This window comes from Aminithiophilus ramosus, assembly GCF_018069705.1.
Lineage (GTDB): Bacteria > Synergistota > Synergistia > Synergistales > Aminithiophilaceae > Aminithiophilus > Aminithiophilus ramosus.
In genome coordinates this window covers 924,631-948,667 of the sequence record NZ_CP072943.1, presented here as the reverse complement: position 1 = coordinate 948,667, position 24,037 = coordinate 924,631, and the positions used below count along the sequence as shown (strand labels likewise).

At 64.5% G+C, this 24,037-nt stretch carries 22 protein-coding genes; 16 read left to right on the top strand and 6 right to left on the bottom strand.

Annotation, left to right across the window (positions count from 1 at the left end):
- The first annotated feature begins 46 nt into the window (after window positions 1-46).
- Genes KAR29_RS04240 through grdD form a run of 6 tightly spaced genes read left to right on the top strand, consistent with a single transcriptional unit; the run spans window position 47 to window position 6,149 of the window.
- Window positions 47-475 (top strand): GrdX family protein, encoded by a 429-nt coding sequence (locus KAR29_RS04240; protein WP_274374385.1) that lies wholly within the window; start codon window positions 47-49, stop codon window positions 473-475.
- The gene (locus KAR29_RS04235) at window positions 472-792 is read left to right on the top strand and encodes a thioredoxin family protein (RefSeq protein WP_274374384.1); all 321 of its coding nucleotides are present in this window, start codon (window positions 472-474) and stop codon (window positions 790-792) included. The genes KAR29_RS04240 and KAR29_RS04235 overlap by 4 nt, the downstream gene beginning before the upstream one ends.
- Before the next feature lie 22 nt (window positions 793-814).
- Window positions 815-2,101, top strand: a complete 1,287-nt coding sequence (locus tag KAR29_RS04230; protein ID WP_274374383.1) for a glycine/sarcosine/betaine reductase component B subunit — start codon at window positions 815-817, stop codon at window positions 2,099-2,101.
- 19 nt (window positions 2,102-2,120) lie between these two features.
- Window positions 2,121-3,437, top strand: coding sequence for a glycine reductase complex selenoprotein B (gene grdB, locus KAR29_RS04225; protein WP_274374382.1), 1,317 nt, complete (start codon window positions 2,121-2,123; stop codon window positions 3,435-3,437).
- A gap of 20 nt (window positions 3,438-3,457) precedes the next feature.
- Window positions 3,458-4,996, top strand: a complete 1,539-nt coding sequence (gene grdC, locus KAR29_RS04220; RefSeq protein ID WP_274374381.1) for a glycine/sarcosine/betaine reductase complex component C subunit beta — start codon at window positions 3,458-3,460, stop codon at window positions 4,994-4,996.
- 7 nt (window positions 4,997-5,003) lie between these two features.
- Window positions 5,004-6,149 carry a glycine/sarcosine/betaine reductase complex component C subunit alpha gene (grdD, locus tag KAR29_RS04215; RefSeq protein ID WP_407649567.1) on the top strand — a complete coding sequence of 382 codons (1,146 nt, stop codon included), beginning with the start codon at window positions 5,004-5,006 and terminating at the stop codon, window positions 6,147-6,149.
- Between the two features lie 5 nt (window positions 6,150-6,154).
- Here the strand turns inward: grdD and KAR29_RS04210 are convergent, their stop codons facing one another.
- The 6 genes from KAR29_RS04210 to KAR29_RS04185 form a co-directional block, all read right to left on the bottom strand.
- Window positions 6,155-7,336: a M20 metallopeptidase family protein gene (locus KAR29_RS04210; RefSeq protein ID WP_274374379.1), complete on the bottom strand. Its 1,182-nt coding sequence runs from the start codon at window positions 7,334-7,336 to the stop codon at window positions 6,155-6,157.
- 77 nt (window positions 7,337-7,413) lie between these two features.
- The gene (locus KAR29_RS04205; RefSeq protein ID WP_274374378.1) at window positions 7,414-8,283 is read right to left on the bottom strand and encodes a carbon-nitrogen family hydrolase; all 870 of its coding nucleotides are present in this window, start codon (window positions 8,281-8,283) and stop codon (window positions 7,414-7,416) included.
- Window positions 8,284-8,315: 32 nt separating this feature from the next.
- Window positions 8,316-9,623, bottom strand: coding sequence for an SLC13 family permease (locus tag KAR29_RS04200; protein WP_326520021.1), 1,308 nt, complete (start codon window positions 9,621-9,623; stop codon window positions 8,316-8,318).
- Window positions 9,624-9,700: 77 nt separating this feature from the next.
- Complete coding sequence (locus tag KAR29_RS04195; RefSeq protein WP_274374376.1) at window positions 9,701-10,810, bottom strand: mandelate racemase/muconate lactonizing enzyme family protein; 1,110 nt, start codon at window positions 10,808-10,810, stop codon at window positions 9,701-9,703.
- A gap of 7 nt (window positions 10,811-10,817) precedes the next feature.
- Window positions 10,818-11,609 carry a serine hydrolase gene (locus KAR29_RS04190; RefSeq protein ID WP_274374375.1) on the bottom strand — a complete coding sequence of 264 codons (792 nt, stop codon included), beginning with the start codon at window positions 11,607-11,609 and terminating at the stop codon, window positions 10,818-10,820.
- Between the two features lie 252 nt (window positions 11,610-11,861).
- A complete protein-coding gene (locus KAR29_RS04185; RefSeq protein ID WP_274374374.1) occupies window positions 11,862-12,710 on the bottom strand; it encodes a MurR/RpiR family transcriptional regulator in 849 nt (282 codons plus the stop codon).
- A gap of 166 nt (window positions 12,711-12,876) precedes the next feature.
- Here KAR29_RS04185 and KAR29_RS04180 point away from each other — a divergent pair, with 166 nt between their 5' ends.
- The 10 genes from KAR29_RS04180 (at window position 12,877) to KAR29_RS04135 (ending at window position 24,028) form a co-directional block, all read left to right on the top strand.
- Window positions 12,877-13,095: a hypothetical protein gene (locus KAR29_RS04180; protein WP_311135616.1), complete on the top strand. Its 219-nt coding sequence runs from the start codon at window positions 12,877-12,879 to the stop codon at window positions 13,093-13,095.
- A gap of 269 nt (window positions 13,096-13,364) precedes the next feature.
- Window positions 13,365-14,735: an alanine/glycine:cation symporter family protein gene (locus tag KAR29_RS04175; protein WP_274374373.1), complete on the top strand. Its 1,371-nt coding sequence runs from the start codon at window positions 13,365-13,367 to the stop codon at window positions 14,733-14,735.
- A gap of 3 nt (window positions 14,736-14,738) precedes the next feature.
- Window positions 14,739-15,881, top strand: a complete 1,143-nt coding sequence (alr, locus tag KAR29_RS04170) for an alanine racemase (RefSeq protein WP_274374372.1) — start codon at window positions 14,739-14,741, stop codon at window positions 15,879-15,881.
- A complete protein-coding gene (gene ald, locus KAR29_RS04165) occupies window positions 15,881-17,002 on the top strand; it encodes an alanine dehydrogenase (protein ID WP_274374371.1) in 1,122 nt (373 codons plus the stop codon). Before alr ends, ald begins: the two co-directional genes overlap by 1 nt.
- A 122-nt stretch (window positions 17,003-17,124) precedes the next feature.
- Entirely contained in the window at window positions 17,125-19,062 is a 1,938-nt protein-coding gene (locus tag KAR29_RS04160) for a transketolase (RefSeq protein WP_274374370.1), read from the top strand.
- A 16-nt stretch (window positions 19,063-19,078) separates the two neighbouring features.
- Entirely contained in the window at window positions 19,079-19,696 is a 618-nt protein-coding gene (locus tag KAR29_RS04155) for a MotA/TolQ/ExbB proton channel family protein (protein ID WP_274374369.1), read from the top strand.
- Window positions 19,693-20,535, top strand: coding sequence for an ABC transporter substrate-binding protein (locus KAR29_RS04150; protein ID WP_274374368.1), 843 nt, complete (start codon window positions 19,693-19,695; stop codon window positions 20,533-20,535). The genes KAR29_RS04155 and KAR29_RS04150 overlap by 4 nt, the downstream gene beginning before the upstream one ends.
- Window positions 20,532-20,921 (top strand): ExbD/TolR family protein, encoded by a 390-nt coding sequence (locus KAR29_RS04145; protein WP_274374367.1) that lies wholly within the window; start codon window positions 20,532-20,534, stop codon window positions 20,919-20,921. The genes KAR29_RS04150 and KAR29_RS04145 overlap by 4 nt, the downstream gene beginning before the upstream one ends.
- A 569-nt stretch (window positions 20,922-21,490) precedes the next feature.
- Window positions 21,491-21,802, top strand: a complete 312-nt coding sequence (locus KAR29_RS04140; protein ID WP_274374366.1) for an energy transducer TonB — start codon at window positions 21,491-21,493, stop codon at window positions 21,800-21,802.
- An 84-nt stretch (window positions 21,803-21,886) separates the two neighbouring features.
- Window positions 21,887-24,028: an HD-GYP domain-containing protein gene (locus KAR29_RS04135; RefSeq protein WP_274374365.1), complete on the top strand. Its 2,142-nt coding sequence runs from the start codon at window positions 21,887-21,889 to the stop codon at window positions 24,026-24,028.
- The last annotated feature ends 9 nt before the right edge of the window (window positions 24,029-24,037 follow it).

Here is a 24,037-nt window from a genome sequence, read left to right as displayed (position 1 = left end):
CCAGGGCATCTGGACAGAGACGATATCCCGTGAGGGGGTGACGTCCTTGGTCCGGTCTTTTTGTGTCTTCACCAACAACCCGCGCCTTCGCCATTCGCCTCACTACGGGGAGGTCTCGTCGCTCCAGCTTCTTCTTTCCGTCCGTGATCGCCTCCATCGCGGCGCCGTCCTCGTCAATCATCCCCTCTACGGCAACTTCCGTCCCCATCAGCAGCCCTTCCGCTCCCTCGTCGTCGAGGAAACCGCCGAGTCCCGAGCCGTCGACGTCGAGTCCCTTTCCCTCATCGAAAGAGCCCTTTCCATCTATGGCGCGTCCGGGCCCATCGCTCTTCCCGGCGAGCTGGATCCCTCCATCGAGGCCGATTACGCCTACGTGGACGGAGAGCTCGTCCGGGAGAGCCTTGCCCGCTGCGGACTGGAAGCCCTTCTCTCTTCGGAGGGGAGGCAGACGGATACAGAGGAGGCATCGTCATGATCGAACTGGACAAGGATACTTTCGAGGTGGAGACGGCGCAGGGAGACCTGCCCGTCGTCGTCGATATCTGGGGGCCCCAGTGCGGCCCCTGCCTGGCCCTTATGCCCAAGGTGGAGGAGCTCGCCTCCGAGTTCGAGGGGCGGGTAAAGTTCTGCAAGCTCAACGTGGCCGGCAATCGGCGGCTCGTCATCGGTCTCAAGGTCATGGCCGTGCCCACCTTCCTCTTCTTCAGGGGAGGCGAGAGGGTTCAGACTCTGACCGGCGCCGCCGTCTCGCTTGAGGCCATCCGTCAGGCCACGGAAGGGCTTCTTCAGTAGGAGCGAAAGGAGAGAGTAAAGCATGAAGCTGGAACTTCATCGCCTTCACGTGCGGGGCCTGACCTGGGGAGCGAGGACATCCCTCGTTGACGGCGTCCTTTCCGTCGACAGGGAGGAGCTGACGTCGCTGCTGGCCGTCGATGGCCGTCTCCTGTCTGTCTCTTTGGATCTGGCTCTGCCCGGAGACAGTCTGCGCATTCTCCCCGTCAAGGATGTCGTCGAGCCGCGCTGCAAGATCGAGGGGCCCGGCGAGGTCTTCCCCGGTTTCATCGGCGACGTCGAGCCCGTCGGGGAGGGGGCGACGCGCGTCCTCGAAGGGGCCGCCGTGGTGACCTGCGGCAAGATCGTCGGCTTCCAGGAGGGCATCATCGACATGTCGGGTCCCGGCGCCGACTACACGCCCTTCTCCAGAACCTGTAACGTCGTCGTCACGCTCGTGCCCGTCGCGGGACTCGACCGGCACGAGTACGAATCGGCCTGCCGCATGGCCGGATTCCGAGCGGCCCACTACCTGGCCCGATCCGTCGATTCGACCGAGGCCGACAGAGTCGAGACCGTCGACTGGCCCTCTCTGGACGAGGCCATGACCTCCCACCCCGGCCTGCCCAAGGTGGCCTACCTCTACATGCTCCAGTCTCAGGGACTCCTTCACGACACCTACCTCTACGGCGTCGACGTCAAGCGCATCCTGCCCACCCTCGTGACGCCGACGGAGGTCATGGACGGCGCCATCGTCTCGGGCAACTGCGTCTCGGCCTGCGACAAGAACAGCACCTACGCCCACCAGAACAACCCCGTCATGGCCGCCCTTCTCGCCCGCCACGGCAGGGAGATCAACTTCGTCGGCGCCATCGTCACCAACGAGAACGTGACACTGGCCGACAAGAAGCGTTCGTCGGGACAGGCCGTCAAGCTGGCCCGCATGCTCGGCGTCGAGGGGCTCGTCATCTCCGAAGAGGGTTTCGGCAATCCCGACGCCGACCTGATCATGAACTGTCGCCGCGCCGAGAGGGCCGGCATCAAAACCGTCCTCATCACCGACGAGTTCGCCGGTTCCGACGGGGCCAGCCAGTCTCTGGCCGACGCCGCCACGGAGGCGACGGCCGTCGTCTCCGCCGGCAACGCCAACGCGCGCATCGTCCTGCCTCCCCTGGAGAGGGTGATCGGCTTTCCCGCCGAGGCCAACGTCATCGCCGGCGGCTTCGAGGGCTCCCTGCACGAGGACGGATCGATCGAGGTGGAACTTCAGGCCATCACGGGCGCCACGAGCGAGCTGGGACTGGGTCGCCTCTCGGCGGCTACGGTCTGACCGGTCTGCCAAAAGGAGGATGAAGACCGTGACCTATCGCGTGGTCCACTACCTGAATCAGTTTTTCGCCGGCATCGGCGGGGAAGAGGCTGCCGGCCAGAGGCCCCTTCTGCGCCAGGGCATCGTCGGGCCCGGCCAGGCCCTGGCAGCGGCCTTGGGTTCCGAGGCGGAGATCGTCGCCACCGTCATCTGCGGCGACGGCTACTTCGCCGAGAACATCGAGGCGGCGACGGCAGAAATCATCGAGCTCATTCGATCCTGTCAAGCCGACGGCGTCGTGGCAGGGCCTGCCTTCAACGCCGGTCGCTACGGCACGGCCTGCGGCGCCGTCTGCAAGGCCGTGGGCGAGACCCTCTATCTTCCGACGCTGACGGCCATGTATCCCGAGAATCCCGGCGTCGACCTCTTCCGCAGGGATACGGTCATCGTCGAGGCCGCCGACAGCGCGCGGGGGCTGCGCAAGGCCGTTCCCGTCATGGCCTCCCTCCTTGTCAAGCTCCTCAGGAAAGAGGAACTGGGCCTCCCCGCCGCAGAGGGCTACATCGCCCGAGGCCTGCGCCGCAACCTCTTCCGCCCCGAAAGGGGAGCGGAGAGGGCCGTCGCCATGCTCGTCAGCAAGCTCCGAGGGGAGCCTTTCGAGACGGAGTACCCCATGCCCGTCTTCGACAGGGTTCCTCCCGCTCCCGCCCTCAAGGATCTCAAGGGGGCCCGGATCGCCCTCGTCACGTCGGGCGGCATCGTTCCCAGGGGGAACCCCGATCACATCGAGGCCTCCAGCGCCAGTCGCTACGGCGAGTACGACATCTCCGGCGTCGACGATCTCACCTCGGCGGGCTACGGGACGGCTCACGGCGGCTACGATCCGACGGCGGCCGACGGCGATGCCGACAGGGTCCTTCCCGTCGATGTCCTGCGCGAGATGGAGAGAGAGGGCCTTTTCGCCAAGCTCCACGAGGTGTTCTACACGACGGTGGGCAACGGCACGCCCGTGGCCATGGCGGCCCGATTCGGCCGCGAGATCGCCCGAAAGTTGAAGGAGGCCGCCGTCGACGCCGTCATCCTCACCTCGACCTGAGGGACCTGCACTCGTTGCGGCGCAACGATGGTCAAGGAAATCGAGCGTGCAGGCTTCCCCGTCGTCCACATGTGCACCATCGTCCCCATCTCCCAGACTGTCGGAGCCAATCGAATCGTTCCGACGATCGCCATTCCCCACCCCTTCGGTGATCCCACCAAATCGCTCGAGGAAGAGAAGGCTCTCCGGCGCTCTCTCGTCGAGAAGGGACTCAGAGCCCTTCAGACGGAGATCGACGGCCAGACCGTCTTTCCCGGCTGAGAAAGGAGACCGGACTTCCGATGACGACGGCGGCAATCAAGGCCACGGCCTATGCCCTGAACCACGTGCCCGAGCTCGCTCGGCTCTACGGCAACACGCCTTGGATCGAACGGAAGACCAAGAAGGAGACGGAGTTCCTGGAAAAACTGCCCGGTCACCTTTGGACCTTCGATCAGGCTGCCTCCTACGCTCCCAATCGGGCCTATATCGGCGCCATCGGCCTCGACGAACTGGCCCGATCGCCCAAACCCTGGCATGAGAACTTAGCCGAAGAGCCCTGCCGCTACGGCCGCTACGGCGAGATCATGCCCGAGGAGGAATTTCTGGGGCTCCTCGATATCTGCGACGTCTTCGATCTCGTCTGGCTCGAGAGGGACTTCGCCTCCGACGTGGCTCAGCGGCTCGATCGCCACCCTCTCGTCACGGAGGCGATGAAAAAGCGCCTGGAAAAAGGCCATCCCCTCGTCGAGATCGACGATGAGGTGAGGGATCGCCATGCCCTTCCTCTTTCTCTAGGCGGAAGGATCGTGGGCTGCGTCCGTCAGGGCCACGACGTCGACGAGTGCCTCGAGGCCTATGTCCTCCTGGAGAACCTGGCCTGCAAGGCCGGAGGCGTCCTGGCCCTTCTGCATCTCTTGAAGAACGCCGCGATGGCTCCCGAGGAGGTCCATTACGTCATCGAGTGCTCCGAGGAGGCGGCGGGAGACATGAACCAGCGAGGCGGAGGGAACTTCGCCAAGGCCGTCGCCGAGATCGCCGGCTGCGTCAACGCCAGCGGCATGGACGTCCGGGGCTTCTGTGCCGGTCCCGTCAACGCCGTCATCGCCGGGGCCTCTCTCGTTGCCGCCGGAGCTCAGCCCAACTGCGTCGTCCTCGGCGGCGGAGCCGTTCCCAAGCTTTTCATGAACGCCAAGGACCATGTCCGCAAGGGGCTGCCGGCCCTCGAGGACGTCCTGGGCAATTTCGCCCTTCTCCTCGTCGCCGACGACGGAACGATGCCCGTCATCCGCCTCGACGCCCTGGGCAAACATACCGTCGGGGCCGGAGCCTCGCCTCAGGCCGTGACGACGGCCCTGGTCCTGGAGCCCCTTCAGAAGGTGGGCCTTTCTTTCGCCGACGTGGACCGCTATGCCGCCGAGCTTCACAACGCCGAAGTGACTCTGCCCGCAGGGGCCGGCGACGTGCCCCTGGCCAACGCCAAGATGATCGCCGCCCTGGCCGTCATGAAGGGGCAGCTCGAGAAGGCCGACATGATGGATTTCGTCGCCCGGCGGGGGCTGATCGGCTTCGCCCCCACTCAGGGCCATATCCCTTCGGGCGTCCCCTTCCTGGGCCATGCCTGTGACGCCATCTCGGCCGGAACGATGAGGCGGGCCATGATCATCGGCAAGGGAAGTCTCTTCCTGGCTCGCCTGACCAACCTGGCCGACGGGGCTTCTTTCCTCGTCGAGGCCGGTCGTCCCAAGGAGGTCGCCGCTCGGGGCCTCGACCGTGAGGCGGTGCGACAGATGATCCTCGAGGCCCTGGGCGATGTGGCCCGGGCCCTCAAGGGCGACTGAGGCGGTGATGAGAGTGAGCGGACCGTCTCGCCTCGTCGGCGAGCTTCTGGAGGAGATCCTCTCTCAGGGGGCCGGCCCGGCTCCGACGAAGATCGGCCTCATGGCCTACGGCAGCGAACTGGGGGCGGCCGAAATCGTCGCCGGAGCCCGCCTCGCCCAGGAGAGCCGGGATCTCCAGGTCCTTCCCATCGGTCCCCAGGTGCCTGAGGGAGAGGGCCTGGACTGGATCGAGACCGACGGCTGCGAGGCCGACGTCGTGGCCGCCATGGAAGGAGCCCTTGCGGAAGGGCGCATCGACGGGGCCGTGGCCCTCCATTACCCCTTCCCGCTGGGGGTGGCCACCGTGGGCCGCGTCGTCGTCCCCGCCGACGGGCGGGATCTTCTCGTCGCCACCTCGACGGGCGCCTCGGCGACGGACCGCGTCGAGGCCATGGTGAAAAACGCCCTCCTCGCACGAGCCGTGGCGCGAAGCCTGGGCAAGACCGATCCCTCCCTGGGCGTCCTCAACGTCGAGGGAGCCCCGTCGGCTTTGAGGGCCTTGAAGTCTCTGGCCGACGGAGGCTACCCCCTTCGCTTCGGACGAAGCGGCCGAGGCGATGGGGGGGCTCTTCTGCGGGGCAATGACCTCCTCTCCGGTGCCGTCGACATCTGCCTCTGCGACACGCTGACGGGCAACGTTCTCGTCAAGCTTTTTTCGGCCTTCACCACCGGCGGGGGAAGGGAGAGCCTGGGATGGGGCTACGGTCCCTCCGTCGGCGAAGGCTGGCCCTCGGTGATTTCCATCATCTCCCGGGCCTCGGGGGCCTCCGTCATCGCCGGAGCTCTGACCTTCACGGCCCAGGCCGTGCGCTCCCATCTGCCTCGCCTCGTCGAAGAGGAGTTCGCCGCCGCCCGCAGGGCCGGACTGGCCGAGCTCCTCCGCAGAGAAAGACCCCAGGGGCCGGAAGCCCCCGCCGCGCCGCCGGCCGAGCCGACCGATGCCGAGATCCACGGCGTCGACGTCCTTGCCGTGGAGGACGCCGTGAAGCTCCTCTGGGAGGCGGGCGTCTATGCCGAGTCGGCCATGGGCTGCACGGGGCCCGTCGTGAAGATCGCCTCGGCCCGGAAGGGGCGGGCCGAGGCGATCCTTCGTCAGGCCCATCTCATCGACTGAAACCGTCACCTCAGAGCCAGGAAGCAGAAAAGACGGAGACCCTTTTCGAGGACGGCCTCATCGGGAACGAAGCGGCTGCTGTGGAGGGACGGAAAAGAGGCCAGAGGGCGCTCTGCCGGTCGGCAGCCCAGCCAGAAAAAGAGGGAGGGGACCTGGGCTGCCATGAAGGAAAAATCTTCGGCGATCATCGAGGGCCTCTCGGCGTCGATGGCCTTCAGGTGAGGCAGAAGACGCTCTCTGTCGCGGAGAAAACTTTCGGCCAGTTCGGAGTCGTTCATCAGGGCCGGGTAGCCGCGTTCGTATTCGACGGAGCAGCGGGCGCCCATCCCCTGAGCGACGGAGCAGGAAAGGCCGGAGATCTCGCGTTCCATGAAATCGCGGACGTCGGGACTGAAGGTCCGGCACGTCCCCTCCATGGAGACGGAATGGGCCAGGACGTTGTAGCGGTCGCCACCTTCGATGCGGCCGAAGGTCAGGACGACCGGCTCGAAAGGATCGATCCGCCGCGACAGAAGACTTTGTACGGCCGTTGCCACATAGGCCGAAGCCGTCAGGGCGTCGATGCCTCTGTGGGGACTGGCTGCGTGGCTCCCGACGCCGTCTATCCGGACCGTCAGGCGATCGGAGGCCGCCATGAGGGGGCCCCGTTTCGTGGCCACCTCTCCCAGGCAGAGTTCGGGCCAGAGGTGAAGGCCGTAGAGGGCGGAGACCTTTTCAAGAGCCCCCATCTCGATGAGTGTCCTCGAGCCGCCTCGGGGACTGTCCTCTTCGCTGGGTTGAAAGAGAAACCGCAGGGGGCGGCAGGGATCGGGGCAGATCTGTGAGAGAATTTTCGCCGTCCCTGCGAGGATGGCCGTGTGGAAATCGTGGCCGCAGGCATGCATGGCCCGTAGGTCCTCGGAGGCATAGGGAAGTCCCGTCTCCTCGCGGAGGGGCAGGGCGTCCATGTCTCCCCTGAAGGCCAGGCGTTCGCCGTCGTCCCCTCCGAGGTTGGCGACGAGGGCGTTTCCCCTTTCCGTGCGGCGAAAGGAGAGAGGGGAATCCTGAAGGAAGGCCAGAACCTTCTCGACGGTGGAAGTCTCTTCTCCGGAGAGGTCCGGATTCCGGTGGATGGCACGGCGGAGGGCGATGGCTTCGGGGAGGACTTCCCTGAGAGTCCTTTCCATCTTGTCGGCGACGGAATACATGATGGCCTCCTGTCTGGGGGAAAAGGGGAGCCGGGTTTTCCGGCTCCCTCTGGGTGTGTCCGGGGCGATGACGGGTGTCAGCGCTCCGACAGACGACGCAGGGCCTCCCTGCGCTCTTCCTGGAGCGTATTGGGCGTCAGAAGGGCTCTGGAGTAGAGGTGAGGCTGACGATCTCGGAACATGTGGATCGTCTCGCGGATCGTTTTCACGGCGCTGAAATCGACTTGGGCGGTGACGATTTCCTGCTTTTCCCCGCCCTCGGCGAGGATTTCACCGAAGGGATCGATGACGAGGGAGTGTCCGAAATAGCTTCCCATGGGGCTTGTCCCCACGCGGTTGCAGGCGATGACGAACATCTGATTCTCAATGGCCCTGGCCGTGAGCAGCGTTTTCCAGTGATTCAGGCGGGGGTTGGGAAAGTTGGAGGTGACGATCAGGGCCTCGGCCCCTTCGAGAGCGTACCCTCGGGAGAGCTCGCAGAAACGGATGTCATAGCAGATCATGAAGGCGACCTTGCCCCATTCGGTCTCGAAAACGGCGTTCCGGTCGCCCTGGGAATAGGGGAGATCTTCGTCCATATCGCTGTAGAGGTGTGTCTTGCTGTAGTCTCCGGCGATATTTCCCTCTCGGTCGATGAGAAAGGTCGTGTTGCGCATCTTCCCGTCGGAGAACTGCGTTCCGATGGAGCCCCCCACGACCCAGACCCGATGCCTCCTGGCCAAATCGCGCAGGAAGGAGACGGATGGTCCTCCCTCGGGTTCAATGAAATCGGCCATGTGATGGAACATCTCCTGAGAGAAACCGCAGCTCCAGTCCTCGGGGAGGATGACGACGTCCGGTTTTTGACGGGCCGCCATGGCCTCTTCAAAAAGCCCGCCTACGGTTTCGAAATTTCTGAGAGGTTCCTTGAAGTGAATGTCGGTCTGCAAAAGAGCGACTTGAATCAAGGTCGATTCCTCCTCCGTTTCCCGTCTTTCCCTCAGTTCCCGTGGACGTAAAGAAAGGCCCGGACGAAGACATAAAGGAAGGTTATGATCGTCAGACACCAGCCGTTTTTGAGCATGGCCCGTATGTCTTTGGAGCGGGCCAGGCCCATCTGGCCGACCATGTCGACTGTAGGCGTAACGAAGAAGGTGACCTGACAGGCGACGAGGACGACGAGAGCCCAGATGGTCATCGATATGTGGTTCTCCGTGACCAGGGGAAGGAAGAGCTCGTGGGTTATCTGAGCCTGGGCCACTCCGGCCCCGGAGATTCCGAAGACGCCGATGAGGGTGCTGAGCATGAGGAAGGCCACTTCCCCGCCCTTGTCGATGAGAGGCTGGATGTAGCCGGCCAGGGCGTTGAAGGCGCCCGACTTGGCCACATAGTTGAGAAAAGGATCGAAGAGAACGAACATGAAAAACATCCAGTACATCTTCGAACTGCCCCGGACGAGAGTCTTCAGAGCCTCCGTCAGGGACATCCCCGAGGCGGCTCCCGTGGCCAGAGCGGCGACGAGCATGACGACGATGGCGTAGGAGGCTCCCGACTTGGCCATGATGCCGTAACCCAGCATGAAGGCCATGGTGGCGAGAAAAACGATCGTCGCCCGCCGGATCTGGGGCGTTATTTCAAAGGCATCCTGGGCCGAGTCGGCGTCGCTGTAGGCGACCTTGCCCTCCGTCTGCCTCTGTGTTCTGCAGGCGATGAAGAAGGTGCTGCCCCAGACGATAAGAGCCAGAGGGATTCCGGCCGTTGCCATGAACTGGCCGTAGGTCAGTCCCGTCAGCCCCATGATGGTGACGACGGGAGGGACGAAGGGGCCGATGTAGAGGCCCGTGGCTCCGGCCCCGTGAAGAATGACGCCTAGCGTGCTCGGTGTGATCCCCAGGCTGGCAACGATGGGGATGATGATGGGGGCGATGATCGCGTTCGATCCGGCCAGAGTTCCCAGCATACTGACGAGGGCCGTCGAAATGAACATGGCGACGATGATGGCCTGGCGCTGGGATGTGATCTTGCTGCGGCCGATGACATAGTGAACGATGTTCTGGGCCACCTTGGATTCGGTGAGGATCTCGCCCAGGCCGGCTCCGAGGACGATGATGAATCCGATGAGGGAGAGGAAGGAACTCAGGGCACCCTGCAAGGTGGCCCCGAATCCGGTCAGCGATTCCCCCGTGAGGACGGCGCCGAGAAGTACGCAGAGAAGGACGGAGAGGTTCATGTCCGTGCCTCGGAACATGAGAACGATATACAGAAGCAGCGGGAGAAAACCGAGAATGGCTGGGAGGTCGAAAATCAAGGCATTCAGTCCTTTCTCTTCTCAAATCTCCGTGACGGTTTTCGAAACCGACGGGCGAAGCGCCTCTGGATGAAGAGTCAGCTTCTGTGGCCGAAGAGCCCTTCGTCGACGTCGACTCCCAGTCCCGGCCTTTCCGGGCAGAGCACGTGGCCTTCGATGACGGATAGGGGCTCGGAGACGAGGTTGGCGCTGTGAAGTGCCGACCCGAGGAGCATGTCGTTGGGAAGGGAGAGGGCCTTCTGGCTGGCGACGAAGTGGACGCTGGCCGCCTCGCCGATGGAGACTTCCAGATTGCTTCCCGCCGTGGCCTTCAATCCAGCTGCCTCGACAAGGGCGGCGATCTGGCAGGCCCGATAGAGTCCCCCGACTTTGCCGACTTTGATGTTGAACAGATCGGCGCCCTCGTTGCGGAGCACGTTGCAGGCGTCTTGAAGAGTGGAAGCGCTTTCGTCGGCCATGATCGGCACGGCCCCCGATCGTTCTCGAACGAAGCGCAGGCCCGCCAGATCCCATTTTCTTACAGGCTGTTCGAAGGCCTCGACGGGGCAGTCCCGAACCTGGTCGAGCAGAGCCAGGGCCTCCCGCGGCGTGAAGCCCTGGTTGGCGTCGAGGCGAATGGGAACGGCATCTCCCAGCTCTTCTCGCAAGGTCCTTATGAGTCGAACGTCATCGGCCAGGGCCTGTCCCACCTTGATCTTGATGACACGGTAGCCCTCGGCCACCTTCCGACGGGCCTCTTCGACGGCCTGATCGAAGCTCTGAAGGCCGACGACCCAGGAAAGGGCCATGCGCGGGCGGACCTTGCCTCCGAGGAGACGGTAGACGGGCAGACCCAGGCTCTTTCCCATGGCGTCGTGGACGGCAATGTCGATGGCGGCCTTCGCCGCGCTGTTTCCGTCGATGGAGCTGTCCATCCGCTCGTGGATCCGGGCGATGTCGAAAAGGTTCTCGCCCAGGGCCGCTTCCCGCAGATAACGGTTCAGGACCGTCTCGATGGTGTAGCCTGTCTCGCCCATGAAGGCCGGAGAAGGGGCAGCCTCTCCGTAGCCGACGATGCCATCTTCCGTCTGGAGACGGACGACGGCGTGAGCGCGCCTGTTCGCGGCATAAAGGGAAATCTGCCAGGTCTTTCGCAGGGGAAGTTCCACGACATGGACCTGGATGTCGACAATTCGGCTTCTGTTCACCTTGAGGTCACCTCTGTGGCTGAAATGTCGGGTAGGCTCGATCAAGAAGAAGCCCCACCTCGTTGTGGAATCGGATTCCCTCTTCGTTGTCCTTCAAATCGGCGGTCATGACGACGACGATCAGGGTGCCCTCCCTGCTCGGCAGGATGCCCACGTCATGTTCCGTCCCCGGAAGGTCGCCTGTCTTGTGGGCGAAAGCCCTCTCTCCGGACATGTGCCGTGGCAGCTTGTTGTTGCACTGTTGCCTTTCCATGATGGACATCATGCGTTTCCTCGACGGAGGAGACAGGCCCGGCCCGTTAAGAATGGCGACCAGCAGCGAGGCCATGTCGCCTGGCGTCGTGACATTCTCCAGTCCCCGCTCCTTTGCCCTCAGATCCATCATTTTGCGGGCCAGTCGGGTCCGGGAAAGTCCCATCCGGGCAATCTCGTCGTTGACGCTCTGCAGAGTGAGCCTGTCGATGAGCAGATTCGTGGCGACATTGTCGCTGAGGGTGATCATGAGAGTCGCCAGGTCTTCCAGGGTCAATTCGAGGCCCGGGCGAAGGTCGCGCAGAATGCCGAAGCCGCCCACCCGATCTTCCTCCCCCAGTCGGACTCGATCGGCAAGACAGAGGATGCCCTTTTCCGCTTGCCGGAAGAGTTCCCACAGGAGGGTCAGCTTGATCACGCTCGCTGCAGGAAAGGAGACATCTGCCCCGCAGGAGAGGAGGTTCGAGGGGGAGCCGATGACGAGGCCGACCTGGCCCGAAAGAGCCTGGGCCTTCTGCTTGATCGCCTCGAAAAGATCGGACTTCATGGCAGGGAGGGAGGACGAAAAGCCTCCCCCTTTGTGTTCGGGGCAGGAGGGAAGAAGATCCGATCGCCGGGGAAGTGCGCCGGAAGAGGGTCTGTTGCCCTTTCGGTCTGTTCTGACGGGACGGGGTGACGGGACATGATCAAGAGACCTCCTCTGTCCTGAATCCGGGTCGTCCGGCTCTGGAGCGGCAAGGCCCGACCGGGTCACGCTGCGGTCGTCTCTTTTTTCATCCCATCACCCCTTCCGGTCCCTCTAGACGTAAACGTCCTTTTCGAGGAGCATGCGGCTCCTCTTTTCGAAAACCTCTCGCGACGAGAGGTTCAGATCTCTGGCGTAACCGGCGACGAGGGCGTTGAGAAGGGCCATGGCCGGCACGTAGGAATAAAAAGGTGCCCTGTTGGGGGCGAGAAGAAGGGCGTCGGCCAGAGGGACCAGAGGCGATTTGAGGTCGTCCGTCAGGGCCGTGACGAAGACTCCCGCTTCTCGGGCCGTCTTGACCAGATCCCTTGTCTGTCTGTAGTAGCGATGAAAGGAGACGGCCAGAAGGAGACATTCTCCGTCGAGATCCTCCAGGCGCTCCTGAGCGTCATCGACGGAGGCGTTGAAAAACGAGAACTTCCTGTCGAGTTGGCGGAGGAGAAAACCGCCGTAGTGGACCAGGGAAAAAGAGGTACGCCCTCCCGTCAGAACGACGCGACGGGCCTCCCCCATCTTGCGGACGACCCTTTCCAGGACGTCGTCCATGGCGCTCTGTCGCAGCAGAAGGAGGTTTTCCCGGTCCATTTCGCAGACGTGTCCCAGAAGGTCCTTTTTTTCAAGGGGACCTTCGAATGAGGCCTTCAGCTTCTGCATCGGGGCGTTGTCCTCGTAGAAGAAGCGCTGAAGTTCCCGGGCCAGAGCGGGATAACCGTCAAACCCGATCCGGCAGGCGAAGCGGACGATGGTGGCGCTTGAGACGCCTATGTGGCTGCTGAGCTCCTTGGCCGTCTGAAAGGCGATCCTGTTGCCCCTGTCGAGGATGGCCTGGGCCACTCTCTGTTGCTGCCGGGAAAGGGAGGAGTAGGCCTCGCGGATGAGTTCGATGACGTTGCCGGCACTCATTGCCGCCCTCGATTCTGGATTTCAAATTTCATCCAGCACGTTTTTTGAGATTTCAATTGCAATAAAAACACGCTCCCTCGTTATTGTCAAGTCCCACGGTGGGGTTTAAGGCGGTCGGCCGTGGCGGTTCACCCATCATAGCCTTTGAGGGTGGAAGAAGGGCAGAATGGGGTGGTTGGAGAGGAGTTCGCCGCCGGCCGAGCCGACCGATGCCGAGATCCACGGCGTCGACGTCCTTGCCGTGGAGGACGCCGTGAAGCTCCTCTGGGAGGCGGGCGTCTATGCCGAGTCGGCCATGGGCTGCACGGGGCCCGTCGTGAAAGTGGCCTCCGCCCGCCTCGAAGAGGGGCGGCGCCTCCTGAGGGAAAAGGGCTACATCGACTGATCCGCCGCTGTCGGCGCGTCGGTTTTCTTCGTGAGAATCGGCACGGCCGTCGCCCGCCGGGGATGATGGCCCGTGCCGATCCTTTTTCGCCGAGGGGAGCTTCTCCCGACCTGTCGCCGGTGGTACAATATTCAGAACAGGCGAGGGGAGTATTAGAAAAGACTATCGGAAAGGAGGCTCCGAAAAGATCGCTTGCCGCCGCAGCGAGGAGGAGAAACCGGCAATTCCTTGCAAGAGTCTGACGAGAGTGAGGAAGGTGAGCGTCCGTAATGGAAACGGTGGTAAAGATCAATGGTTTTGTCAACGGCATCGTCTGGGGACCGCTGATGTTGACCCTGCTCGTGGGAACCGGCGTCTACCTGACTGTTGCCCTCGGTTTTCCCCAGATCCGCTATTTCGGTTTCATGTTCAGGCAGGTTTTCAGCCGCAACAAGGACAGCAAGGCGGAGGGAACCGTCTCGTCCTTCGCCGCTCTGGCCACGGCTCTGGCCTCGACGATCGGAACGGGCAACATCGCCGGCGTGGCGACGGCCCTTCATCTGGGCGGCCCCGGCGCCCTCTTCTGGATGCTCGTCTCGGCCGTCTTCGGCATGACGACGAAGTTCGCCGAGGTGACTCTGGCCGTTCACTACCGCGAAAAGGATAAGGACGGCAACTGGAGGGGCGGCACCATGTACATCCTGGAGAAGGCCACGGGGCAGAAATGGCTGGCCTGGCTCTTCGCCTTCTTCACCACCTTCGCCGCCTTCGGCATCGGCAACGCCATTCAGGCCAACTCGACGGCCGAGGGGCTCAGCCTCGGCTTCGGCATTCCCCACTTCGCCACGGGCGTCGTCATCGCCATCCTGACGGGGCTCGTCATCTGGGGCGGTCTCAAGCGCATCGCCGACGTGACGACTTATCTCGTCCCCTTCATGGCCGTCTTCTACATCATCGGCGGCGCCATCGTCGTCTTCATGCATCTCGATCTCGTCCCCGGCGCCATCTCCAACGCCGTCCATTACGCCTTCAGCGATCCCTCGGCCATGCCCGGCGCCCTCGCGGGTTGGACGGTCAAGCTGGCCCTGACCAAAGGCATCGCCCGCGGCGTCTTCTCCAACGAGGCCGGTCTCGGCTCGGCTCCCATGGTCCACGCCGCGGCCATCGTCGATCACCCCGTCCGTCAGGGCGTCTACGGCCTTTTCGAGGTCTTCGCCGATACCATCGTCATCTGCACTCTCACCTCTTTGGCCATCCTCACCTCCGGCGTGCTCACGACCAACGCCGACCTGACGGGAGCCCAGCTCACGCTTTCCGCCTTCCAGGTCGTGCTGGGCCGTCCCGGCGTGGCCGTCCTCTCCCTGGGGCTGGCCATGTTCGCCTTTTCGACGATCCTCGGCTGGTACTGGTATGGCGAGACGGGAGCCACCTACATCTTCGGCAACAAGATCATTCCCTTCTACAAGGTTATCTGGCTGATCGTCATCCTCATCGGAGCCTACGGTGGCGGCGGCAAGTTCCTCTCCACCATCTGGGACATGGCCGACACGATGAACGGCCTCATGGCCATCCCCAACCTCATCGCCCTCCTCTGGGTCTCGAAGGAGCTGCGTCACCTCGTCAAGGACTTCGACGAGAAGCGTCGCAAGGGGCTGCTCTAAGCGATGAGCTGGCGCCCCACCTGGATGGAGGTGGACCTGTCGGCCCTGAAGGCCAACTTCCGGGCCATCAGGGACTACGTGGACCCCTGCTGTCAGATCCTGGGCGTCGTCAAGGCCGACGCCTACGGCCACGGCCTCCTGTCCGTCTCCCGTGCCCTTCTCGAGGCGGGCTGCCAGAGGCTGGCTGTGGCGACTCCCGACGAGGCCCTGGCTCTTCGCGAGGGGGGGATTCGCGAATCGGTCCTCGTCCTCGGCCCCTCCCCGCTGGAGGTGGCCTCCGTCTACGTGGCCGAAGAGATCACGTCGACCGTGACGGATCTGGCCTTTGCCCGGGCCCTGTCCGACGAGGCCTGTCGCCAGGCACGGCCGGCGAGGGTGCACGTCAAGGTTGATACGGGCATGGGGCGCCTGGGCTTTCTCCCCCGGGAAATGCCCTCGGCCATGGAGAGCCTGCTCTCCATGGCCGGCCTCGACATCGAGGGGCTCTTCACCCATTTCGCCACTGCCGACGAGGCCGACGGCGTTTACACGCGCCTTCAGTTCGCCCGTTTCGGCGACGTCCTCGACGGACTGCGCAGCGCCGGAAGGGGCGTCCGACTCCGCCACTGCTGCAACAGCGCCGCCCTTCTGGCCCACAGGGAGATGCATCTCGACGCCGTCCGCCCCGGCCTGATCCTCTACGGCATGTGGCCCTCTCCCGGCGGCCCCCGCCCCTTCCCCCTACGTCCTGTCTTCCAGGTCAAAAGCCGCATTGCCCTGATCAGGGAACTCGACGGGGGAAGCGGCGTCAGCTACGGCCTCTCCTACGTGACGCGCGGTCCGGAGCGTCTGGCCGTGCTTCCCATCGGCTACGACGACGGCTATCGGCGGGGGCTCTCCCGAAAGGCCGAGGTCCTGATCCGAGGGAGGCGTCTTCCCGTCGTCGGCACGATCTGCATGGACCAGACTCTGGTCAACGTCACGTCTCTTCCCGAGGCCCAGGTGGGCGATGAGGCGGTCCTCATCGGCAGTCAGGGTGACGAGACGGTCTCCCCCGAGGAGATCGCCGCCCTCTTGGGCACGATCAATTACGAAGTACCGGGCTTCTTCACGCCTCGCGTCCCTCGCCTGCCCGTGAGATCCACAGGAGAAGGAGGCCCTATTTGATGAAGATCGGTTGTCCCAGGGAGATCAAGAACCACGAGTACCGCGTCGGCCTCACGCCTGCCGCCGTTCGGGCCTATGTCGCGGCCGGCCACGAGCTTTTCGTCGAGGAGGGAGCCGGCGCCGGATCGGGCATTACCGACGAGGAGTATGTCGCCGCGGGAGCGACGATCCTCGCCACGGCCGACGAGGTCTGGCACGAGGCGGAGATGATCGTCAAGGTCAAGGAACCCCTTGCCGCCGAGTATTCCCAGATGAAGGAGGGGCAGCTCGTCTACACCTACTTCCATTTCGCCGCGGCCGAGGCCCTCCTCCAGGCCTGCCTGGAAAGAGGCATCACGGCTCTGGCCTACGAGACGGTCAAAGAGGCCGACGGTTCCCTGCCCCTCCTGAAGCCCATGAGCGAGGTGGCGGGCCGCATGGCGCCTCTCATGGGGGCCTTCTACCTCAGCCGCCCTCAGGGGGGGAGGGGAACGTTGCCGACGGGTGTTCCCGGCGTGGCTCCGGCGAACATCCTCGTCATCGGAGGCGGCGTCGTCGGCTACAACGCGGCCCGTGTCGCCTCGGGGCTGGGGGCTCGGGTCATGGTCCTCGACGTCAACCAGTCCCGACTCGAGTATCTGAGCCACATCATGCCCGCCAACTGCTTCCCCCTCTACAGCGATGCCCATTCGCTAGAGGAGGGGCTTCGCGATGCCGACATCGTCATCGGCGCCGTTCTCATCCCCGGCGCCAAGGCGCCTCGACTCATCAGGCGGGACCATCTCTCCCTGATGCGTCCCGGAGCGGTCTTCGTCGACGTCGCCATCGACCAGGGCGGCATCGCCGAGACGTCTCATCCGACGACGCACAGCGATCCCGTTTTCGTCGTCGACAACGTCATTCACTACTGCGTGGCCAACATGCCCGGCGCCTACGCCCGGACGTCGACCTATTCCCTCAGCAACTATACGACAGCTTACGGCCTCAAACTGGCCGCCCGGGGCGTCGAGGCCTGCCGAGGCAACGCACCCCTTCTGGGAGGACTCAACGTCCATAGGGGAAAGATCACCTGCCTCCCCGTGGCTCAGGCCTTCGGTCTCGAAGCGCTCTACGTCGATCCCGAGGAGGCCCTCTCCCTCTGACGCGAGAATTTTCCGTCTACGGAAAGGGAGCCCGAAGGGGGACGTTTTCCGTCCCCCTTCGGGCTATACTCTTGGGTGGTTCTCCCAGGACCTATCCGAACCGCACGGAGGGTGATTTCCCAGTGGCCTTCAAGAAGATAGCGCTTTCCAACCGTCCCGCCGGTCCTCTCGACGACGACACGCTCAAGATCCTTCGAGACGGGGCGACGACCTGTCGTCGCTGGGCCGTGACGATGACGACCCTTGCCGAAAGCGGTCATCCCGCCGGCTCTCTGTCCAGCCTGGAGATGGCCCTCATGACCTACGCCGTCGCCGACCTGACGCCCGACAACGCCTCCCATCTCGACAGGGATTACGTCGTCGTCAGCCACGGTCACACTTCGCCCGGGGTCTACTCCGCCCTGGCCTGGCTCGGCTTTTTCGACCCCCAAGAGGCCGTCGCCCACTTTCGCCAGGTCGGCAGTCCCTATCAGGGTCATGTCGAGAGAGATCTTCCCGGCATCGACTGGGGGACGGGCAACCTGGGCCAGGGGCTTTCGGCGGCCGTCGGTTTCGCCTTGGCCCAGAGGGCCCGGGGCCATTCGGGGCGGGTTTTCGCCCTCATGGGAGACGGAGAGCAGGTGAAGGGGCAGAACGCCGAGGCGAGGCGCATCGCCGTCAAGGAAGGTCTCTCGGCGGTGACGGTCCTCATCGACATGAACGGCATTCAGATTTCGGGCACGACGGAATCGGTCATGGCCGCCGACATCGAGGCCCTCTGGAAAATCGACGGCTGGCAGGTCCTGCACTGCGACGGTCACGACATCCAGGCCCTTTTCGACGTCCTCGTAGAGGCCGGCAGGAGCGATCGTCCCTCTGTCGTTCTCTGCCGCACCGTCATGGGCAGAGGCGTCTCCTTCATGGAGGGGATCGCCGATTATCACGGCAAGACCGTCTCGGGCGATCTCTACGCCCGTGCCATGGCGGAGCTGGGCGGCGACGATCAGGAGCTTGAGCCGCTTCGACAGAGGCGGCGGGACGAGCGTCCCGACGGACGGAACCTCACGCGCTATCCCATCTATCTCGATACGGGCGAGCCGAGGGTCTACGGCCCGGAGAAGGCGACGGACAATCGATCGGCCTTCGGGACGGCCCTGACCGATGTGGGACGTCTCAACGAGGGCGTCGCCGGCCGGACGCCTCTTCTCGTCTTCGACTGCGATCTCGCCGGTTCCGTCAAAGTCGACGGCTTCGCCGCCGCCTGTCCCCGCTCCTTCGTCGAGACGGGCATCCAGGAACACGCCACGGCCACCGTTGCCGGAGCGGCCTCGGCCGCCGGAGTCGTGGCCCTCTGGGCCGATTTCGGCGTCTTCGGTCTATCCGAGGCCTACAATCAGCAGCGTCTCAACGACATCAACGACGCCAACGTCAAGCTCGTCCTGACCCATGTGGGCCTCGACGTCGGAGAGGACGGCAAGACCCACCAGGCCATCGACTACATCGGCCTCCTGCGGAACACCTTCGGCTGGAAGCTCGTCGTCCCCGCCGACCCCAATCAGACCGACAGGGCCACCCGATGGGCCCTTTCCAGCTGGGGGAACACTTGCCTCGCCATGGGCCGGAGCAAGTTGCCCGTCGTCACGGACGAAGAGGGCCGTCCCTTCTTCGGCTCCTCCTATCGCTTCCGCTACGGAGCTCTCGACGTCGTCCGACCCGGAACGGATCTGACCCTTCTGGCCTGCGGCCACATGATCCACAGGGCGCTGGCGGCGCGGGAAATCCTGGCCGGGCGAGGACTGTCGGCCCGCGTCTGCCACGCGGCGACGCCCCTGCACATCGACATCGCCGATCTCGTCGAGGCCTCTTCGACGGGGGCCGTCGTCACCGTCGAAGATCATAACGTCAACAGCGGTCTCGGCTCCATCGTCGCCATGAGCCTGATGCAGCTCGGCCGGCCCATCCGCTTCCAGCCCTTGGGCGTGACGCGCTACGGCGAGTCGGGGGCCTCCGACGACGTCTTTGCCGCCATGGGCCTCGATGTCGACGCCATAGCCCGCGCCGCCGTCGACTGTCTCCGCTGAGCCCGGTTTTTTTGTCATGGACCTTTCTCTCGTCGCTTTCGGCGGTCCCGTCCTCTGGGTCATCGGCGGCCTCTCCGTCGTCTCCTTCGCCGTCGTCGTCGAGCGCCTTCTTTTCTTCCGGCGCAATCGAACCGACGTGGTCGCCCTGGAACTGGAACTGTGCAAGGCCCTTCACGATAGGGACAGAGAGAGGGCCTCGTCCCTGGTGCAAGGCGCCGACACGTCGGCCCATCGCCTCTGCGCCGCCGCCGTCAGCCATTGGGCCGTCGACAGGGAGGCCCTGAGGGAGCTGCTCGGTCAGCAGGTGCGGCGGGAGCTTTTTCGCTGGCAGAAGGGACTGGACCTTCTGGCGACCCTGGCCCGGGTGGCCCCTCTTCTGGGGCTTCTGGGCACGGTCCTGGGGATGATCGACATCTTCCGCATCCTCCCCGAAGGCGGACGGGCCGATATGGCCTTTCTCGCCGCCGGGATCTGGAAGGCCCTGATCACCACCGTGGCCGGCCTCTCCGTCGCCGTTCCGGTCATTCTGGTCCATGCCTACCTGATCCACCGCGTCGACGACGAGGAGGAGACTCTCCTCCGCACGACGGACTTCCTCGTCCGCGAAAAGCTTCTCGGCGGCGATCGCCCATGACCCGACCTTTTCTCGTCCTGGCCCTTCTGCTGGCTCTTTTCGTCCCCGCCCGTGGAGAGGAGCGCATCGTCTCCCTCGCCCCGGCCATCACGGAGAGCCTCTTCGCCCTCGGCGAAGGGGGCTCCGTCGTTGGGGTCACCGATTTCGACGTCTCTCCCGAGGAGGTTCTTTCCCTGCCTCGCGTGGGAGGCTATCTCGATCCCTCTCTGGAGCGCATTCTGGCCCTGAGGCCCACCCTCGTCGTCGGAACCGTCACCTTTCACGCCGAGCTTCTCCGCCGCCTGGAGGAACTGAAGATCGCCACCCTGACCCTCTCCCTCCATCAGGGCCTCGAAGAGGTCGGTAAGGCCCTTCTCTCTCTGGGACGGAGCCTGGGCCGGGAGGAAAGGGCCCTTGCCCTCGTCGAGGCCATCGACACCCGCCTCGACGAGCTGGGCCGGAGAGTGGCCGAGCGTTTCGGCGGCCATCCTCCCTCTCTCCTCGTCGTCGTCTGGACCGATCCTCTGACCATCGCCGGTGGGTCGAACTATCTCGATGATATCCTGGATCGCATCGGCGTTCCCAACGCCGCCGGAGGGATCGTCTACACCTTTCCCCAAGTGGATCGGGAGAAAGTTCTCGCCCTGGACCCGGATATCGTCGTCGTCGCCCGTGCAAGTCGGGGGATGACCATCCGGTCGGAGGACTTCATCGAACTCTTCCGGGGCATTCCCCTCCGGGCCATCGCCCGGGGAGCCGTCGTGGAGCTGCCCGCCGACATCCTCTTCCATCCCGGCCCCGGCGTCGCCCTCGCCGCCGAGGAGATCGTGACCATGATCGAAGCGAGACGGGAACCATGAGCCGGCGGCGCTCCTCTCCCGAGGTGGACCTGACGCCTCTCATCGACGTCCTTTTCATGCTCATCCTCTTTTTCGTCCTGACGGCGGCCTTTGTCCAGGGCCGCCTTGACGTCGACCTCCCCTCCGGTCAGGGGGAACCCCTCCCGGCCCATCCCCTCGTCATCACCGTTCTCGCCGACGGCTCTTTCCTCTGGGCCGGAGAGAACGTGGGGCGGGACGATCTCCTCGCCCGGGCCCGTGAGGCCAAGGAGGCCAAACGCCCCCTTCTTTTAGCAGGCGACAGGGAGGTCCCCTACGGTCTCGTCGCCTCCCTTCTCGATGGGCTCCGCCGGGAGGGGATCGACGAGATCGGTCTCGCCCTGGGGGGAGGAGAGCCTCTCCCGTGAAACGCTGGCCTCTGCCTCTCGCCGCGAGCCTTCTCCTCCATCTCCTCTGTCTGGCCGTTCTTCTGCGTCTGCCTGTCCCGGAAAGGCCCTCGCCTGTCGTGCCCACCCTGACGCTGCGCCTGGCCGCCTCCTCGGGCCCTGCAGAGGAGGTCTCTTCCCAGGGTGAGGTCGACGGGGAAAAGGGGAATCGCCCACGGGAGAGCGTGGTCGAGCCCGAAGAGGGGCCGCAGAAACCCGAACCCGAACCGAAACCCGAACCGAGACCTGAACCGAGACCTGAGCCGAAGCCCGAACCGAAACCCGAACCGAAACCTGAACCGAAGCCCGAACCGAAACCCGAACCGAAACCCGAACCGAAACCCGAACCGAAACCCGAACCGAAACCCGAACCGAAACCCGAACCGAAACCCGAACCGAAACCCGAACCGAAACCCGAACCGAAACCCGACGCCAAGGCCGAGAGAAAACACGAGGCCGCGGTCTCTCCTTCCTCGTCTGAAAGGGTGGAGGGATCGTCGGCGGCGAGGGCCCTTTCTTCCTCGTTCCCGGAGCGGCTGCCGTCAAGGGACATGGAAGGAGGGGCCCCGACGTCACCCGGCGCTTCCGCGGACGACGTCGTCACGGCCGGAGCGGCCGATATCGTCCGCCGCGTCGAGCCCCTCTATCCCCTGGCCTCGCGCCGCAGGAAAGAGGAGGGAGAGGTCGTCGTCGTGGCGACTCTCGATATCCGTGGTGCCGTCGTCGCGGCGGAGGTCGAGGTGAGCAGTTCCTTCTCCCTTCTCGACGAGTCGGCCCGAAAGGCCCTGACCCAGTGGCGCTTCCGCCCCGGCCTGGGGCCGAAGGTGCGCGTCGCCGTCCGCTTCCTCCTCCGAAACGACTGATCTCTCCTTTCACCGTCACTCCTGTTACAATGGAGGCACCGCAAAAACGACCATCCTGACCGCTGACCGGAGGGATAAGACCCGTTGAGGCTGCGCCGCTTTATCGTTCCCTTTTTCGGGGCGCTTCTCGTCCTGCTGACGCTGATCATCGTCCTCCTCGGGTTCGCCGCCGTCCGCGACGAGTTTGCCGAGCGGGAGCGCATGGCCCGTCTCCTGACTCAGAGCGTCTATGCCCGTCTGCTGCACCAGCTCCGCGGCGTCGAGGAGATCCTTCCCTTTCTCGTCACGGCCCGCGGCGAGACGGCGGCCCTCGACGTGGTCCTTCTTTCGCCCGTCGACGGCCAGAGGACGGGCTCCGCCGTCAGGGGGGCGCTTCCTCTCGGCTTCCATCCCACGTCCGTCGGGCCTCTTTGGGCGACGTCGCCGCTTTTTTCCCCCTCAGGCGATCCCCTCCTGGTCCGCCTCGTCGAAAGCGAGGGCCGATCCTTCGTCGTCGGCGTCCACCTCGACCTCCAGGAGGTCTTCTCCGACGACGACGGGCTGGAGGCCCTGCGGAGGATGATCCTCTGCGACGCCAGGGGGGTTGTTCTCTGGGGGCTTCCCGACGATCCCTTCGTCTCCCGCGGCATGATTCCCCCCTCTTTCCTGCGATCGCAACCCCAGTGGAGTAAGGCTCCCTGGGGAGATCTCTTCTGGGGACGGGCCTACAGTCTCCCTCTGGCCGGTCTGCGCCTTTTCGTCCATGTCCCGCTCCGCTCCTTCCTGAAGACCCTGGTGGGGAGGCTCTACCTCCCCGTCCTTCTGGGGCTGTCCAGCCTGCTGCTCCTTTGGAGTTTCTGGTCCATCGTCTCCAGACAGGTTCTCGACCCCATGGAGCAGGCCCGCCTCGCCGCCGTCTCCATGCGCGATCATCTCGACTCCGTCAGGATCCCCTCGGACTATACGGCGACGATCGAGGAACTCAGCAGAGGAATGACGATCTTCTCCCAGGGGAGCCGCCTCGAAGAGGTGACGACCTTCGGACAGGCCCTGGCCAGTTCGCTACAGACCCTGGTGGCCCAGCAGGAGGAGCTCATCTCCTACAGCCAGGAGCTGGAGTCGATGAACGTGGCTCTGACGGAGACGAACGAGGCCATCCGTCATCGCGAGGACCTCTGGCGATGTATGCTCGAGGCCTCCCGGGCCGTCTCCTCCAAGGGAGACGAGGGACTCCTGGGGCGGATGGCCGAGATCCTTCTCGACGTGGGCGAGGCCTCCGGCGTCGCCGTCGATCGCGTCGAGGGAGAGGGGCTCGTCCTTCTCGTGGAAAAAGGCTATCTGGGGCTCCCCTCCCGCACGGCTCTGCCCTTCGACGCCTGTCTCGCCGGCAGGGCCGTGCGGGAGGGGCGTCCGCTCTGGATAGCCGACGTCGGAACCGAGTCGGGCTATTTCGAGGTCCACGACGAGGTCCGCAGCGAATTCCTCCTCCCTCTCGTCCATATGGGGCGCGTCCTCGGTGTCCTCACCCTCTCCTGGAAGGAGCGGCGCGAACGCGACGACCATCTCATCGAATCCCTCGTTCCCCTCGGAGCCTTCCTGGCCGGGAGCCTCGACGTGCAGCGCTCCCTCGAGGAGCTGAGGCAGTCCTACTCCTACATGGCCGGCCGCCTCCAGCATCTGACGGCTCTCTATCACGACGAGACGGCCGAGCATGTCGCCCGCACCGAGGCCTACTGTCGCTTCCTCGCCCGCCGCCTCGGCAAGAACGACGAGGAGATCGAGCGGGTCGGCTTCTTCTCCCGCCTGCACGACATCGGAAAGCTGCGGGTGCCTCGCTATATCCTGACCAAACCGGGGCGTCTGACGGCGGAGGAGTTCGAGCTGATCAAAAACCACACCCGCTGGGGGGCCGAGATCCTCGGAGAGGCCCGGTGGCTCGACCCGGGACGGAAGATCTGTCTCTACCATCACGAGCGCTGGGACGGCAAGGGCTATCCGGAGGGTCTGGCCGGAGAGGCCATCCCCTGGGAGGCCCGCGTCATGGCCCTGGCCGATGTCTACGATGCCCTCCGCTCCTCTCGGGCCTACAAAGGGGCCTTCAGCCACGAGAAGGCCGTCTCCATCATCCTCGAAGGGGATGACCGCCTCAGGCCCGGTCACTTCGACCCCGCCCTCGTCGAAATCTTCCGCCGAGAGCATGGGGAGCTCGATGTCATTTTCAACAGCTATAGGGAGGACGAGGTATAATGACCTCTC